The organism is Photobacterium sp. GB-72 (assembly GCF_003026095.1).
Taxonomy (GTDB): Bacteria; Pseudomonadota; Gammaproteobacteria; order Enterobacterales; family Vibrionaceae; genus Photobacterium.
The window spans coordinates 68804-84846 of the sequence record NZ_PYNV01000007.1; the positions used below are offsets into that span (position 1 = coordinate 68804).

Sequence of the window (16043 nt, forward strand, 5' to 3'; positions counted from 1 at the left end):
GAAAGAATGGGGAGCCGAAGCTCCCCATAATCATGTTGTTGAATCAGTTAGCGACGTTGATAATTAATCAAGAGTACGCTGAATTTCAACAATTTCGTAAACTTCGATCTGATCACCAACGCGAACATCATTGTAGTTCTTAACGCCGATACCACATTCGTAGCCGTTCTTAACTTCGTTAACGTCATCTTTAAAGCGACGTAGTGACTCAAGCTCACCTTCGTAGATTACTACGTTATCACGTAGAACACGGATAGGGTTGTTACGCTTGATAGTACCTTCAGTTACCAAACAACCAGCGATTGCGCCAATCTTAGGTGACTTAAATACGTCACGAACTTCAGCAAGACCAATGATCTCTTGCTTGAATTCAGGAGCAAGCATACCGCCCATTGCCGCTTTAACTTCGTCAATTAGCTGGTAAATGATTGAGTAGTAACGTAAGTCTAGGTTTTCATTTTCGATAGTACGACGCGCAGACGCATCAGCACGAACGTTGAAACCAAGCACGATAGCGTTAGAAGCTGCTGCAAGTACTGCGTCAGTTTCAGTAATACCACCAACACCAGAACCTACGATATTCACTTTAACTTCATCAGTAGAAAGTTTACGTAGAGAATCTGCGATAGCTTCTACAGAACCTTGAACGTCAGCCTTAAGCACAACGTTAAGCTCTGCAACTTCACCAGCTGTCATGTTAGAGAACATGTTCTCTAGTTTCGCTTTCTGCTGGCGAGCTAGTTTAACATCACGGAATTTACCTTGACGGTAAAGTGCAACTTCACGTGCTTTACGCTCGTCACGTACAACAGTCGCTTCGTCACCAGATGCTGGTACGCCTGAAAGACCTAAGATCTCTACAGGGATAGATGGACCCGCTTCTTCGATTTCTTGACCTAGTTCGTTACGCATCGCACGAACACGACCGTACTCTAAGCCACAAAGAACGATATCGCCCTTATGAAGCGTACCTTCTTGAACAAGAACAGTCGCTACAGGACCACGGCCTTTATCAAGACGTGATTCTACAACCACACCTTTAGCCATGCCTTCAGAGGCTGCTGTTAGTTCAAGTACTTCAGACTGAAGTAGAATAGCTTCTAGTAAGCCTTCGATGTTTGTACCCTGTTTCGCAGAGATGTGAACAAACATGTTCTCACCGCCCCACTCCTCAGGAATAACGTCGTATTGAGCAAGCTCGTTTTTAACGTTATCTGGGTTAGCATCTTCTTTATCGATCTTGTTTACCGCAACGATCAAAGGAACACCTGCCGCTTTCGCGTGCTGGATTGCTTCGATTGTTTGAGGCATCACACCATCGTCAGCTGCAACCACTAATACAACGATATCTGTCGCTTGAGCACCACGAGCACGCATAGCTGTAAACGCTGCGTGTCCAGGAGTATCAAGGAAAGTGATCATACCGTTGTCAGTTTCAACGTGGTATGCACCGATGTGCTGAGTAATACCACCGGCTTCGCCAGAAGCAACGTGCGCTTTACGGATGTAATCAAGTGTTGATGTTTTACCGTGGTCAACGTGCCCCATGATAGTTACAACAGGCGCGCGAGAAACTTTTGCTAGGTCATCTGCGTTACGATCAGAAAGCACTGACTCTTCAAGCTCGTTTTCTTTACGTAGAATAACTTTGTGACCCATTTCTTCAGCAACAAGTGCTGCTGTTTCTTGGTCGATAACTTGGTTGATAGTCGCCATAGCGCCCATCTTCATCATCACCTTGATAACTTCAACGCCTTTTACAGACATCTTGTTAGCAAGTTCAGAAACAACTATTGTTTCGCCAATAACAACGTCTTGCTTAGCAACTTGCGCTGTTTTGTCGAAGCCATGTTGCATTGAGCTTGGCTTGTTCATTTGAGGTTTACCGCGACCACGTTGGTTACGGCCACCACGGCCACCGCGCTCATCTTGCTTAGCAGCTGGCTTTTTCTTCTTACGACGGCGAGAAGTTTCTTCTTTGCGGTCTTGTTCATCTTCCGCAGCACGTGCGTAAGTTGATGTCGTTGTATGGTAATCAGATTTTTCCATACTTACGTTTTGATCAGGTTTTACCCCGTTCTTTTCATTCTGTTCTGCCATCTTGCGAGCCTCTTCTAGCTGGCGCTGACTTTCTTCTTCGGCTTTTCGCTTGGCTTCCTCTTCCAGACGACGCTGTAGTGCCTCAGCATCTAGTTTAGCCTGTTTGTCAGCAACAGCGCGTAAAGCTTTCTCTTCAGCTTTACGCTTTTCCTGTTTGGTACGATTCGCCTTTTCCTCTGCGTCTCGCTTTGCTTTTTCTTCCGCTTCTCGTTTTGCAGATTCTTCTGCTTTACTCTGCTCTTCTTTGGCACGCTTAGCTGCTACTTCAGCTTCACGTTTTGCAGCTTCTTCCGCTGCTTTTTTGGCAATAGCTTCCGCTTCACGTTTTGCGGCTTCTTCGGCTTCACGCTTCACAGCTTCTTCCGCTGCGCGTTGTTCCTCTTCCAAAGCTGAACGTTTTACGTAAGTGCGCTTTTTACGCACTTCAACTTGAACATTTTTGTTCTTGCCGCCGCTACCAGACACGCTCAGCGTACTGCGTGTCTTACGTTGCAAAGTAAGACGATTTGGAGCGCCGTCAGTATTGCTGTTACCTCCATGCTCTTTTTGGAGATGGTTAAGTAACGCCTGCTTTTCGGTTTGGCTTACATTTTCATCAGCTTTCTTAGCAATACCTGCCTCTGAGAGCTGTTGAAGTAAACGGTCAATTGGCGTACCAATTTCTTCCGCCAATGTTTTAACGGTAACCTCTGACATAATGCTCCTCCCTTGCTTTATATTGATTACGCTTCGTCGCTGAACCAGCAAATATTACGTGCAGCCATAATTAGCTCACCCGCTTTTGCATCGTCCACGCCTTCGATATCGGTCAAGTCATCAGTTCCCTGATCAGCAAGATCCTCAAGCGTACAAATACCTTTTGCTGCTAGTTTAAATGCTAACTCGCGCTCAAGGCCTTCAAGACCTAATAGGTCTTCAGCTGGCTCAGCACCGTCAAGCGATTCTTCTTTAGCAAGCGCAAGTGTCGTTAATGCAGCTTTTGCACGACTACGTAGTTGATCGATAGTCTCTTCATCAAGACCATCAACATCCATTAGCTCACTTACTGGAACGTAAGCAATTTCTTCTAATGTAGTGAAACCTTCTTCAACCAATACCGTTGCGAATTCTTCATCAATATCTAGGTGCTTAGTAAACACTTCAATTGACTCTTTCGCTTCTTCTTGGTGCTTCTTCTGAAGATCTTCAACCGTCATTACGTTTAGTTCCCAACCAGTAAGTTGAGAAGCCAGACGCACGTTCTGACCACTACGACCAATCGCTTGTGCTAAATTATCTTTCTGCACTGCGATATCCATCGTATGGTTATCTTCATCAACAATGATTGAATCAACTTCAGCCGGAGCCATCGCATTGATCACGTATTGCGCTGGATTCTCATCCCAAAGCACGATATCAATACGCTCGCCGCCAAGCTCACCAGAAACCGCTTGAACACGTGCACCACGCATACCAACACACGCACCCACTGGGTCAATACGTTTATCGTTAGTTTTTACTGCAATTTTTGCACGTGAACCAGGATCGCGAGCAGCACCCATTAGTTCAATAAGCTCTTCGCCCATTTCTGGCACTTCAATACGGAATAGCTCAGAAAGCATTTCTGGCTTAGAACGTGTCATGAATAACTGGAAGCCACGCGCTTCTGGCGCAACTTTGTATAGCAGACCACGTACACGGTCACCCGGACGGAAGTTTTCACGTGGAAGCTGATCATCACGCTGGATAACAGCTTCAGCATTATTACCAAGATCGATAATAACCGCATCACGGTTTACTTTTTTAACGATACCAGTGATTAACTCACCTTCATTATCGATAAATTGCTCAACAATTTGAGCGCGCTCAGCTTCACGTACTTTTTGTACGATAACTTGTTTTGCAGTTTGTGTCGTAATACGGTCAAACGTTACCGATTCAATATCATCTTCAACGTAATCGCCAGCAACAATTGTTGGATCTTCAAACTGTGCCGCTTCAAGAGTAATCTCAAGCGTTGGCTGAGTCACTTCTTCTACCGCTTTCCAGCGACGGAAAGTTTCAAACTCACCAGTTTTACGATCAATTGCAACACGTACATCAATTTCTGCTTCATGTTTCTTTTTCGTTGCCGTTGCAAGTGCGATTTCTAATGCTTCAAAAATACGCTCACGAGGAACAGCTTTTTCGTTGGATACCGCTTCTACGACAGCCAAGATTTCTTTGTTCATTTCTAATGCCCCAATTTAGCGGTTAGAATTTTGGAACCAGGTTGGCCTTAGAGATATTGCTCAGTGCAAAGGACTCTTCATTGCCATCTACTTTAAGTGTGATCAATTCGCCTTCAACTGCGACAATGTCACCTTTCCACTTACGACGGTTACCCATCGCCATTTTTAACACTATGTTAGCTTCGTGGCCAACAAACTGTTGATAATGTGCTGCTTTGAATAGTGGTCTTTCCAATCCAGGGGAAGATACTTCCAAGTTATAAGCAACAGTAATTGGATCTTCAACATCCATTACGGCACTTATTTGGCGACTAACTTCTGCGCAATCATCAACATTGATACCATTTTCATGGTCAATAAATACGCGAAGTGTGGAGTGCTCACCAGCACGAATGAACTCTAAACCTACCAGTTCATAGCCTAAAGCTAATACTGATGGTTCAAGCATTTCGGTTAATTGTGTCTCTAAAGCTGTCAAAACAACCCCCCTGGAAACAAAAAAAGGGCATAAAGCCCAGTAGATACCTGAATGGTCATGTTTCAGATAATAAAAAACCCCGAATTACGGGGTTTTTTATTACTGGACCCTGATTACCGAGACTCTATAAATCTGCCTCAGTAAGAAAACAAACATTCGTATTTAAGAATAGTTTATTTTCAGGAAAGTGGTTGCGGGGGCTGGATTTGAACCAACGACCTTCGGGTTATGAGCCCGACGAGCTACCAAGCTGCTCCACCCCGCGTCCGAATTCTAACGATTATATCGTTCGGGCGTTACTTTTTCAAGTAACCAGTATAATGGTGCCGAGAAGGGGACTTGAACCCCTACACCTTGCGGCACTAGCACCTCATGCTAGCGTGTCTACCAATTTCACCATCTCGGCTAAATCTTTAATTACTGAGGGATCTCATCAGTTGATGGCGCCTTCTCAGTTTTTGTTTTTTCAACAACAGGTTGTGTTGTCGCTGGTGCAGTTAGGTTATCCCAACTACTTTCCTCTGTTGCTTGTTTTGCACTCATGTTGCCAAGAACAAGGCTGATAACAAAGAAAATTGCAGCCAAAACTGTTGTCATTCGGGTTAAAAAGTTACCGGAACCGCTAGAGCCAAACAATGTGCCTGATGCTCCAGCCCCAAATGAGGCTCCCATATCTGCGCCTTTACCTTGCTGAACCAAAACTAGGCCAATTACACCAAGCGCGGCGACAAGATAAATCACAAGTAGAATTTCGTACATGGCTTCCACCTATGGTTAAATTGCTATGCCAGCTTTGCTCTAGGCAGGGCCAGCGCACTCCATCTTCCAAGGAGCGACTGAATACTAGCGAAACCCTATCGTAGTGACAAGTAATATTTGATGAAAAATGCTTTACACCACACCACTTGCACAACATTTAGCCAAAACGAAGTCGACATAAAAATATAGGCAGAGTATCACGCTACCCTGCCTTCTTGTTTGTGCGATAAAATTCGTAATTGAAATTTATCGCAAAATGCAAATTAACAGTTTTCTTTTACTGCTTTTGCAATATCAAGAGCATATTGCTGAACATCAGCCGCATCTTGCCCTTCAACCATAACACGAATTAATGGCTCAGTGCCTGACTTACGTAACAATACGCGACCATTATCACCTAACTTTTCTTCAACTAATTTAGTTGCAGTAATAACTTCATCAGACTTTAATGGATCAGAAGTCCCTTTGAAACGTACATTCTCAAGTACTTGAGGGAACATAACCATACCATCACAAAGTTCTTTTAAGCTCATCTTACTTGCAACGATTGATGCCATTACTTGAAGACCTGCAACAATACCATCGCCGGTTGTCACTTTATCAAGCAAAATGACATGACCAGAGTTCTCTGCACCAATCAACCAATCTTGCTTCTGCAGCTCTTCCATTACATAACGATCGCCTACTTTGGCGCGAACAAATGGAATGCCTAAATTCTTAAGAGCAACTTCCATGCCCATATTTGTCATTAATGTACCAACAACGCCCCCTTTTAGTTCGCCACGACGTAATGCATCACGAGCAATAATGTAGGCTATTTGGTCACCATCAACTTTATTACCTAACTCATCAACCATGATCACACGATCGCCATCACCATCCAATGCGATACCAAAGTCCGCTTTTTCTTCAAGTACCTTAGCCTGAAGCGCAGCAACATCCGTTGCTCCTACTTTATCGTTAATGTTCACACCATTAGGCTCACAACCGATAGCAATCACTTCGGCCCCTAACTCTGAAAATACTTTGGGTGCAATGTGATAAGTTGCACCATGAGCACAATCAACAACAACCTTAAAACCTTCAAGGCTTAAATGTGTTGGAAAAGTCCCTTTACAAAATTCAATGTAGCGTCCAGCTGCATCATCGATACGATAAGCTTTACCAAGCAATGCTGATTCAACACAGGTTAATGGTTTTTCCATTTCAGCTTCAATTGCAAGTTCAATATCATCCGGTAATTTAGTACCTTGAGCTGAAAAGAATTTAATACCATTATCATAATAAGGATTGTGAGAAGCGGAAATAACAATACCAGCTTCTGCTCGGAACGTACGAGTGAGATAAGCAACTGCTGGTGTTGGCATTGGTCCAGTGAATGCGGCCTTTAAACCAGCTGCAGCTAAGCCTGCTTCTAAAGCTGACTCCAACATATAGCCAGAGATACGGGTATCTTTACCAATTAAGACTTTTTTTGTCCCCGTTTGTGATAATACGCGGCCAGCAGCCCACCCTAACTTCATTACAAAGTCTGGTGTAATGGGTGCTTCACCGACTAAACCACGAATACCATCAGTACCAAAGAACTTACGTTCAGACATGTTTTGCTCCTAGCTATATTGAATACTTCAGTGACGAACAAATTAATGACACATCACAATTCACTTTTATTTCGATTGTTGCAGTACCATATTATAAATTTTCATGACTTCAGCTGTTTCTCTAGCATCATGAACTCGAATAATATGCGCACCTTTCATTGCTGCAATGGTAGCACAAGCTAAACTTCCCGCGAGACATTCAGCAGGTGGCTTACCTAATAAATTGAATATCATTGATTTACGAGACATCCCCGCTAATACAGGTAATCCGAATTGGTGAAATTGTTCAAATTTCGCTAACATTTGATAATTATGTTCAAGCGTTTTACCAAACCCAAAACCAGGATCTAGGATCAACTGCTGACGTGAAATTCCAACATTTTCACACGCTGAAATTCGCTCACTCAGAAAATCAGAAACATCCTGAATAAGATGATTATAATTCGGTTGGTGCTGCATTGTACGAGGCTGGCCTTGCATATGCATCAAGCAAATCGGCACATTGGCTTTTGCGGCAACCTCTAATGCATTAGGCTCTTGCAACGCACGTACATCATTAATCAGATCTGCCCCTGCATTTACCGCCTCTTTCATGACCTGAGCTTTACTGGTATCAATTGAAATCCAACAATCAAAACGTTGACGAATAGCTTCAATGATCGGTACCACGCGATCTAACTCTTCACTAAGTGCCACCTCTTTAGCACCAGGTCGCGTTGATTCACCACCGATATCAATAATGGATGTGCCAGCTTGCAGCATGCTTTCCACATGATTGAGCGCATAATCAATACGATTAAACTTTCCACCATCAGAAAATGAATCTGGCGTAACATTTAAAATTCCCATGACCTGTGGGGTAGATAGTTCTAAATTTTTATTACGACTGGTTAACTGCATCTGCTATTCCATTTTATTAAGATAAAAAAAACCCTGACCAAGGCCAGGGTTTTTATTCAACGCTAAATTAAGCCTGAGGTTTTGTATCGGTATCGTCTTCTTTCGTCAACGCATCAATACCATCGCCAATTGGCTCATCAGGTGCTAATTCAGTTTCAGGTGCTTCTTTACCTGATGGTTTCATTGTATCGTCATTATCCGACCAACCTTTCGGTGCACGGATTTCTGCTTTACGTTCCATCAAGTCATCAATCTGACCTGCGTCAATAGTTTCATATTTCATCAATGCATCTTTCATTGCATGCATGATATCCATATTATCAACTAGAATTTGACGAGCACGTTGATAGTTACGATCAATTAAGGTGCGAACTTCAGTATCAATCAGTTTTGCAGTGTCATCAGACATATGCTTACTTTGTGTAACTGAACGACCAAGGAAGACTTCCCCTTCATCTTCAGCATAAAGTAATGGACCTAACTTCTCAGAGAAGCCCCACTGAGTCACCATCTTACGTGCAATATCAGTTGCGCGTTCAATGTCATTTGATGCACCTGTTGATACTTTATCTACGCCGTAAATCAATTCTTCAGCTAAACGACCACCGTAAAGACTTGAAATCATTGACTCCAAGAACTCACGAGAGTGACTTACACGATCTTGCTCGGGTAAGTACATCGTTACACCTAGCGCACGACCACGTGGAATAATCGATACTTTATATACAGGATCATGATCCGGTACTAAACGACCAATAATTGCGTGACCTGCTTCGTGATACGCAGTTGATTCTTTTTGATCTTCAGACATAACCATTGATTTACGCTCTGCGCCCATCATGATCTTATCTTTCGCTAATTCGAACTCAACCATCGAAACAGTACGCTTGTTACCACGGGCAGCAAATAATGCCGCTTCGTTAACAAGGTTTGCTAAATCAGCACCAGAGAAACCTGGTGTACCACGAGCAATCAATGATGGATTTACATCACCATCTAGTGGCACTTTACGCATGTGAACTTTAAGGATCTGCTCACGACCGCGTACATCAGGAAGACCTACCACTACTTGACGGTCAAAACGACCAGGACGCAGTAATGCAGGGTCTAGTACGTCAGGACGGTTCGTTGCAGCAATAACGATAATACCCTCATTGCCTTCGAAGCCATCCATCTCAACTAGCATCTGGTTCAGTGTTTGTTCACGCTCATCGTGACCACCACCTACACCAGCACCACGTTGACGACCTACCGCATCGATTTCATCGATAAAGATGATACAAGGCGCAGCCTTTTTTGCTTGTTCGAACATGTCACGCACACGAGATGCACCAACACCAACAAACATTTCAACAAAGTCAGAACCAGAAATAGTAAAGAACGGTACTTTCGCCTCACCTGCAATCGCTTTTGCAAGTAACGTTTTACCTGTACCAGGAGGACCAACCATCAACACACCTGTTGGGATTTTACCACCTAGCTTTTGGAAACGGCTTGGATCACGTAAGTAATCAACCAGTTCTTTAACGTCTTCTTTCGCTTCATCACAACCAGCCACATCGGCGAACGTTGTTTTGATTTGGTCTTCGCTCATCATACGCGCTTTAGATTTACCGAACGACATGGCACCTTTGCCACCACCGCCCTGCATCTGACGCATAAAGAATATCCAAACACCAATTAATAGAAGCATTGGGAACCACGAAATGAAGATTGAAGCCAATAGGCTAGGCTCTTCAGGTGGTGTACCAGAAACAGCTACGTTAGCGTTAATTAGATCGTCTAACAGCTTAGGATCATTAGCGACAGGTAAGTATGTTACATAGCTCGCATTATCACGTTTGGTTACAGTGATTTCACGATCATTGAATCGCACTTCCTTTATCTGATCCTGACCGATTTGACGGACAAATGTCGTATAGTCTACTTGACCACTTGCTTTACTACTGTTGGTTCCAAAGCTTTGGAATACAGACATAAGAACAACGGCAATGACTAACCATAAAATCAAGTTTTTTGCCATGTCACTCAAGGTGTTAACCTCGCGATAACTAAAAGATGAATGTAGATTACTACAGTTTGTAACCTGTAGCCACAATATAGACTTCACGCGAGCGATCTCGCGAGGAATCTGGTTTACGAATTTTAACCACTTTGAACATACTACGAATTTCAGCTAGATATTGGTCAAAGCCTTCGCCTTGGAAAACTTTTACCGTAAAACTGCCATTCGGCGCAAGTACTTGTCGACACATATCTAATGCAAGCTCAACAAGATACATCGCTCTCGGTTGGTCGGATGCAAGATTACCACTCATATTAGGTGCCATATCAGACATCACCACGTCAACCATATCTGGTTGAATGCGGTCCAATAGTGCATCTAACACAGCCTCTTCTCGGAAATCACCTTGCAGGAAACTAACACCTGGAAGGGAATCCATTGGCAAAATATCACAAGCAATGACTTGTCCTTCACTACCTACAATTTCTGCCGCATATTGTGACCAACCACCTGGTGCAGCACCAAGGTCAACCACTGTCATGCCCGGTTTTAATAACTTATCTTTGTTCTGAATTTCTTCAATTTTAAAGAAAGCACGTGAACGATAACCACGTTTTTGTGCTTCCTGAACATATTTATCGTCGAAATGCTCTTTTAGCCAGCGGCCAGAACTGCCGGATTGTTTTTTTCTACTCATGCCTAACCTAATGAGTTGAGATACTTGTTAAGTATACGTCTGCCAAAGGCTTTATCGCATCTAATTCATTAAAATGTACAATCAAAATGTGCAGTACAACTCAAACACTACAAATTTTCATGCTGTCATAATGCAAACAAATTAGTCTTCTAGTCTAGATGGCGGTAGAATGTCACGTTTTCAACCCTAATAACCAAAAAAATAGAGTCATCATGAATCTAAGCACCAAACAAAAGCAATTCCTAAAAGGTCTTGCTCACAATCTAAAACCAGTTGTACTTATGGGTGCAAACGGCCTAACAGAAGCTGTATTGGCTGAAATTGAAATTGCACTTAACCATCATGAATTGATCAAAGTTAAGGTTGCTACTGAAGATCGTGAAACTAAAGTTTTAATCGTCGACGCTATCGTTCGCGAAACTAAAGCTGAAAAAGTGCAGGTTATCGGTAAAACGTTAGTTCTTTACCGCCAGAGTGAAGATCGTAAAATCGAGCTTCCTCGTAAATAAAAAAGGCCGCCTAGCGGCCTTTTTTGTATCTATTATTAATACAAAAAAATGCATTAATTACTAATCGATATCACCTATTTTAGTGATTATATTTTCTGATGAATATAATCATCAGTAAAATTATTAGATGTATTTCACTTCTACAATTTCAAACTCTTTTTGACCGCCAGGCGTGGTAATCGCAACCTCATCACCTTCCATCTTACCGATCAAACCACGTGCAATTGGTGAATTCACTGAAATTAAGTTTTCCTTAATATTCGCTTCATCATCACCCACGATACAGTATGTCACTTCACTCTCGGTATCTAAATCTAGCAAAGTGATTGTAGTACCAAAAATCACTTTGCCTGTATTTGGCATAGTAGTTACATCAATAATTTGAGCAACAGATAGTTTGTATTCAATATCACGAATTTGCGCTTCACAAATACCTTGCTCTTCACGAGCCGCATGGTATTCCGCATTTTCTTTTAAGTCGCCAAGCTCACGTGCTTCTGCGATCGCCTGAGAAATAAGAGGGCGACGCTTCAACAATACTTCAAGTTCACTACGTAGCTTTTGTTCGCCACGTACAGTCATTGGCACTTTTTCCATAAATAAATTACCTCAATAACCTGATAGCGCACGCCAATTTCAGGAAATAAAAAAGCTAGCCCAATCGTGATTGAGCTAACAGTGTATATGTCACGATGTTTATCATATTAAACAAAGATGGACAAGAGATCATCCTCGTTACGTCATTAATCTGTTTTTCGTTTTAATAACAGTCAAAAACAATGAATATGCTAAAAATACTATATCAATAATTCATAGTAACAAATCAATAGTTAAAACATTCACCAAAGAAATAAGCCTCTCGCTACCACCTTTTTTTCATTGAGAAAAGTTATAATCTCACACTTCAACAATATTTATACAAATATTCACTCAGGCATTTTCCATTGATTACCTAAATACAACTAAAAAATAAAATTAATTTAGAACTTTTATCGATAGACATAACACACTGATTAAATTAACAATAAAAACTAAAAAAAACAAAAAAGACATACTAATGAGGTATTTTTCAGTTTTTTTTACTAACATAAATCAGTAGACACAAGTAAAAAGAACAGCATGCATTTGGCATAGAAATGCAACACATAAAAATTTAAAAAAGGATTCGGTAATGAACAAGCACCTTATTGCTTTAGCAGTAACAGCAGCAACTCTATCTGGCGCAGCATCAGCAGCACAAGTTTATTCAGATGATACATCTTCTCTTGCTATCGGCGGTCGTGTAGAAGCTCGTGCTCTTCTTTCTGAGCAAGCTGAAAATAATGCAGTAGCACCAACACTACAAAAAACACAAAATGAAGTAACTGATATTTCACGTGTACGTGTAAACATTGATGCGAAAACACAAATCGCAGATGGCGTTCAAGGTATTGGTTTCTACGAGCGTGAGTTCAAAGACGACAATTCTGATGACGAAAACCGTTACATGTATGCTGGTGTAAACAGCGACCAATACGGTCAAATTGTTTACGGTAAGGCTGACGGCTCTCTAGGTATGCTAACTGATTTCACTGATATCATGGCATACGCTGGCTCTGTTGTTGGTGGTACTAAGCTAGCAGTAGCTGACCGTACAACTAACAACCTAGCATACGCTGGTACATTTGGTGATCTAACGTTCAAAGCTAACTACGTTTTCGCTGGCGCTGATTATGATACAGCTGGTAACAAAACAGACGTACACGGTTTCTCAACAGGTGCTGTATACAAAGTAGCTGATACAGGTCTTGCACTAGGTGCTGGTTACGGCGAGCAACGTGACCAACTTGGTAACGCGAATACTCACAAAGCACGTTCAGAGCAAACTTTCGCAGTAGCATCTTACACAATGGGCGATCTATACTTCGGTGGTCTATACAAGTCCGGTCGTCGCGACGGTACTAACTTAGTAACTGGCGATGTAACAGATACTCAAGGCTACGAATTCGCAGCAGCGTACACTATGGGTAAAACTGTATTCACGACTACTTACGGCTTCATGAAAGATGAAAACGCTCACAATGTATACGATGAGCTAGCAAATGCAGCTGCAGTTGATGCTACTTACTACTTCAACAGCAACTTCCGTACTTACGCTTCTTACACATTCAACATGCTTAATAAGAACGAAGTAGGTAAAGTTGCAGCATCTGACCAATTCGTTCTAGGTGCTCGTTACGACTTCTAATCCTTGTGATTAAAAGCAACATATAGTGAAACGTCGGCTTCGGTCGGCGTTTTTTATTACTTTTGTGTCAGTTTTATTCTTTATTTCCTCTCTTTTTTTACCCTCTCTCATATAAACGTTATGATTAAGGCCTATCTCTTAACCAAAATTATGCCTTCACATGTTTAAAAAATTGCTTTGCTCCGCTTTAATGGCAACGACCTTTTCTTCTTTTGCTGCGTTCTTACCTCAGCAAGCTATCGAACACCTGCCCAAAGGGAGCGATGTCGCGCTTCTTATTGTAAACCCAGCCACCAACAAAGTTATATACGATAAACGCGCAGATGAATTACAAGCCCCTGCAAGTACCCAAAAAACGATCACCGCCCTTGCCGCAAAGCTATATCTCGGTAATAACTTCCGCTTTGATACTTACCTTGAAACGAAAGGTAATGATGTCATTTTGAAATTTAATGGCGATCCAACACTTAAACGCAGCGATATTGCCAATTTACTTCGCCAACTAAAACAGCAAGGCATAGCTACGATTAAAGGTAACCTGTACTTAAACGGTGGACATTTTACTGGCTATGAACGTGCTATTGGTTGGCCTTGGGATATTTTAGGCTCTTGCTATAGTGCGCCATCAAGTAGTATCAGCTTAGAGCACAACTGTGTTCAAGGTGCGCTATACAGCAATAAATCTTTGGGTGACGTTACACGCGTAAATGTGCCTAGCCACCAGCCAATTCAAGTAAAAACCTCTGCGATTGTGGTGTCAAAAGCACAGCAAAAAGAGCAGCACTGTCAGCTTTCAATGACATCGAATGATCGTAATATGTATCAAATTAGTGGCTGTATCCAACCTCGTAAACAGCCTCTACCGCTTAAATTTGCAGTACAAAACACAACCTTGTATTCAACTGCAGTTATTCAACAAGAGCTTAAGCGCGCAGGGATAAAGTTAAACGGTAAGGTACTTCGTAACGATAAAGTCAGCGGTAAAATCATTGCAACACATCGCTCAGCCCCATTATCAACGCTGCTTGATATTATGCTGAAGCGCTCTGATAACTTATTTGCCGATAACATTGCCAAAACCATTGGTGCCAAGTATTACCACCAAGCCGGTAGTTACACCAATGGCATTGAAGCAATTAAGGCGATACTAAAAGATAAAGCTGGTATCGATCTTTCTGATACCGTGATGGTGGATGGTTCAGGCTTATCGCGTAACAACCGTTTAACAGCAAGTGATTTAATGAAAGTAGTCACTTACATTTATAACCACCCTAAATTAGGTTTAATGAACGATTTACCCGTATCAGGTAAAAGTGGCACGTTACAGTACCGTCGCAGTCTTCGTGATGCTCCGTTAAAAGGTAAGGTTATTGCTAAAAGTGGCTCTTTATTCGGAACTTATAACCTTGCAGGTGTGATTAAGACCCACAACGGTAAACCACTACTCTTTGTACAGCTAGTGACGAATTACTATCCACATATGCATGACGGTAAAAAAGCAGCATTACCGCCTATTTACCAATTTGAAAAGCAACTTTATAGCTCACTGTATAAAAACGACTAAATAAGAGACCTGAGAGATAAAAGCCGCTATTAAATACTTTCAACTAGAAATATTCGAGCAATAGCGGCTTTTTTAATACAAACAATCTTACTAACCGAAGCCTAGCATCCAATTGACTGTCTTGAAGTAAATCACCATCCCCGTGATATCGACCATTGAAGCTAAGACAGGGCTGACTAATACCGCAGGATCGAGATTTAATGATCTCGCTAGCATCGGTAAAACCCCACCAACACTAGTCGAAATAATCACCTGAATAGCAATGGCTATCCCAATCGCAAATGCTATCGAGTCTAGTGTCATTCCTGCAGGTAACACAACATCCCCACTAAAAAAAATCACCCGTCCAATGATCACGACTGCAAGGCTCAGCGCGATAATAATCGCAACTCTAAATTCTTTCCAAAGCACCAATAACCAATCTTTTGAGCGTATTTCTTCCATTGCCAATGCTCGCACAACCAGTGTTGCCGCCTGCGAGCCAGCATTCCCCCCCGCAGCTGCAATCACCGGCATATAAATCGCAAGTAGGACTAATTGACTCAGGGTATCTTCATAGTGAGAGATAATTAAGCCCGAGACAATTCCCATTAAAGCCAGCCCTACAATCCAACCTATGCGTTCCTTAACATGGTTTAAGACACTATTTTCTAAATAATGCCCGCTCGGTTCAACCTCAGAGCAAATTAACCCTAAACCACTGGCTAGTTGGCGGGCTCGTATGTCCTCTTCTAATTCATCTAAACGATCTAATAAAATTTGCACATGCCGCAATGGGCATTCCTGTAACATAGCTAAAGCCTCTACGACTGGCATTTTTGCCAATAATTGCGCTTGTTCAACTAGATCATATTTTAAAAATGCATTACGTACTGCTAACGCCTCTTTTTGCGCAATATGGGTTGTTGCTGAAAAAGCTGCATAATTCATTACCGCCATGGCGAATCTCCCGATTAGCTGTCTCTCTAGAAAGAGAAGGTAACGACCACCACA

13 protein-coding genes and 2 tRNA genes are annotated in these 16043 nt (G+C 42.1%); 3 read left to right on the forward strand and 12 right to left on the reverse strand.

Going from position 1 to position 16043, the window contains the following annotated elements; all coding sequences use genetic code 11:
- Window positions 1–63 precede the first annotated feature (63 nt).
- From infB to rlmE, 10 genes are all read right to left on the reverse strand, one after another.
- Window positions 64–2796, reverse strand: a complete 2733-nt coding sequence (gene infB, locus C9J40_RS10005) for a translation initiation factor IF-2 (RefSeq protein WP_107207284.1) — start codon at window positions 2794–2796, stop codon at window positions 64–66.
- A 26-nt stretch (window positions 2797–2822) separates the two neighbouring features.
- Complete coding sequence (gene nusA, locus C9J40_RS10010) at window positions 2823–4310, reverse strand: transcription termination factor NusA (RefSeq protein WP_107207283.1); 1488 nt, start codon at window positions 4308–4310, stop codon at window positions 2823–2825.
- A gap of 22 nt (window positions 4311–4332) precedes the next feature.
- Complete coding sequence (rimP, locus tag C9J40_RS10015; protein WP_005369547.1) at window positions 4333–4788, reverse strand: ribosome maturation factor RimP; 456 nt, start codon at window positions 4786–4788, stop codon at window positions 4333–4335.
- Window positions 4789–4976: 188 nt separating this feature from the next.
- Window positions 4977–5053 (reverse strand) — tRNA-Met (locus tag C9J40_RS10020).
- 56 nt (window positions 5054–5109) lie between these two features.
- Window positions 5110–5194: transfer RNA gene (locus C9J40_RS10025), tRNA-Leu, on the reverse strand.
- A gap of 11 nt (window positions 5195–5205) precedes the next feature.
- Window positions 5206–5547 carry a preprotein translocase subunit SecG gene (secG, locus tag C9J40_RS10030; protein WP_107207281.1) on the reverse strand — a complete coding sequence of 114 codons (342 nt, stop codon included), beginning with the start codon at window positions 5545–5547 and terminating at the stop codon, window positions 5206–5208.
- 263 nt (window positions 5548–5810) lie between these two features.
- Entirely contained in the window at window positions 5811–7148 is a 1338-nt protein-coding gene (gene glmM / locus C9J40_RS10035; protein ID WP_107207280.1) for a phosphoglucosamine mutase, read from the reverse strand.
- 66 nt (window positions 7149–7214) lie between these two features.
- Window positions 7215–8048 carry a dihydropteroate synthase gene (gene folP, locus C9J40_RS10040; RefSeq protein ID WP_107207279.1) on the reverse strand — a complete coding sequence of 278 codons (834 nt, stop codon included), beginning with the start codon at window positions 8046–8048 and terminating at the stop codon, window positions 7215–7217.
- Between the two features lie 67 nt (window positions 8049–8115).
- Entirely contained in the window at window positions 8116–10071 is a 1956-nt protein-coding gene (gene ftsH / locus C9J40_RS10045; RefSeq protein WP_107207278.1) for an ATP-dependent zinc metalloprotease FtsH, read from the reverse strand.
- Between the two features lie 49 nt (window positions 10072–10120).
- Complete coding sequence (rlmE, locus tag C9J40_RS10050; RefSeq protein ID WP_005369560.1) at window positions 10121–10750, reverse strand: 23S rRNA (uridine(2552)-2'-O)-methyltransferase RlmE; 630 nt, start codon at window positions 10748–10750, stop codon at window positions 10121–10123.
- 212 nt (window positions 10751–10962) lie between these two features.
- On the opposite strand from rlmE, the gene yhbY reads away from it, so the two are divergent.
- Window positions 10963–11259, forward strand: a complete 297-nt coding sequence (gene yhbY, locus C9J40_RS10055) for a ribosome assembly RNA-binding protein YhbY (protein WP_045128373.1) — start codon at window positions 10963–10965, stop codon at window positions 11257–11259.
- A 123-nt stretch (window positions 11260–11382) separates the two neighbouring features.
- On the opposite strand, the gene greA is transcribed toward yhbY, so the two are convergent.
- Window positions 11383–11856, reverse strand: coding sequence for a transcription elongation factor GreA (gene greA / locus C9J40_RS10060; protein ID WP_107207277.1), 474 nt, complete (start codon window positions 11854–11856; stop codon window positions 11383–11385).
- A gap of 574 nt (window positions 11857–12430) precedes the next feature.
- On the opposite strand from greA, the gene C9J40_RS10065 reads away from it, so the two are divergent.
- Entirely contained in the window at window positions 12431–13486 is a 1056-nt protein-coding gene (locus tag C9J40_RS10065) for a porin (RefSeq protein WP_107207276.1), read from the forward strand.
- Between the two features lie 160 nt (window positions 13487–13646).
- Window positions 13647–15050 carry a serine-type D-Ala-D-Ala carboxypeptidase gene (dacB, locus tag C9J40_RS10070; RefSeq protein WP_107207275.1) on the forward strand — a complete coding sequence of 468 codons (1404 nt, stop codon included), beginning with the start codon at window positions 13647–13649 and terminating at the stop codon, window positions 15048–15050.
- A 90-nt stretch (window positions 15051–15140) separates the two neighbouring features.
- Here the strand turns inward: dacB and C9J40_RS10075 are convergent, their stop codons facing one another.
- Complete coding sequence (locus C9J40_RS10075; protein ID WP_107207274.1) at window positions 15141–15989, reverse strand: magnesium transporter; 849 nt, start codon at window positions 15987–15989, stop codon at window positions 15141–15143.
- Between the last annotated feature and the right edge of the window lie 54 nt (window positions 15990–16043).

Bases quoted from the DNA above. Each gene is read 5' to 3' on its own strand.
- ftsH (WP_107207278.1), bottom strand. From the start codon at position 10,071: ATGGCAAAAAACTTGATTTTATGGTTAGTCATTGCCGTTGTTCTTATG.
- yhbY (WP_045128373.1), top strand. From the start codon at position 10,963: ATGAATCTAAGCACCAAACAAAAGCAATTCCTAAAAGGTCTTGCTCAC.
- folP (WP_107207279.1), bottom strand. From the start codon at position 8,048: ATGCAGTTAACCAGTCGTAATAAAAATTTAGAACTATCTACCCCACAG.
- C9J40_RS10075 (WP_107207274.1), bottom strand. From the start codon at position 15,989: ATGGCGGTAATGAATTATGCAGCTTTTTCAGCAACAACCCATATTGCG.
- glmM (WP_107207280.1), bottom strand. From the start codon at position 7,148: ATGTCTGAACGTAAGTTCTTTGGTACTGATGGTATTCGTGGTTTAGTC.
- rlmE (WP_005369560.1), bottom strand. From the start codon at position 10,750: ATGAGTAGAAAAAAACAATCCGGCAGTTCTGGCCGCTGGCTAAAAGAG.
- infB (WP_107207284.1), bottom strand. From the start codon at position 2,796: ATGTCAGAGGTTACCGTTAAAACATTGGCGGAAGAAATTGGTACGCCA.
- dacB (WP_107207275.1), top strand. From the start codon at position 13,647: ATGTTTAAAAAATTGCTTTGCTCCGCTTTAATGGCAACGACCTTTTCT.
- C9J40_RS10065 (WP_107207276.1), top strand. From the start codon at position 12,431: ATGAACAAGCACCTTATTGCTTTAGCAGTAACAGCAGCAACTCTATCT.
- greA (WP_107207277.1), bottom strand. From the start codon at position 11,856: ATGGAAAAAGTGCCAATGACTGTACGTGGCGAACAAAAGCTACGTAGT.
- nusA (WP_107207283.1), bottom strand. From the start codon at position 4,310: ATGAACAAAGAAATCTTGGCTGTCGTAGAAGCGGTATCCAACGAAAAA.
- secG (WP_107207281.1), bottom strand. From the start codon at position 5,547: ATGTACGAAATTCTACTTGTGATTTATCTTGTCGCCGCGCTTGGTGTA.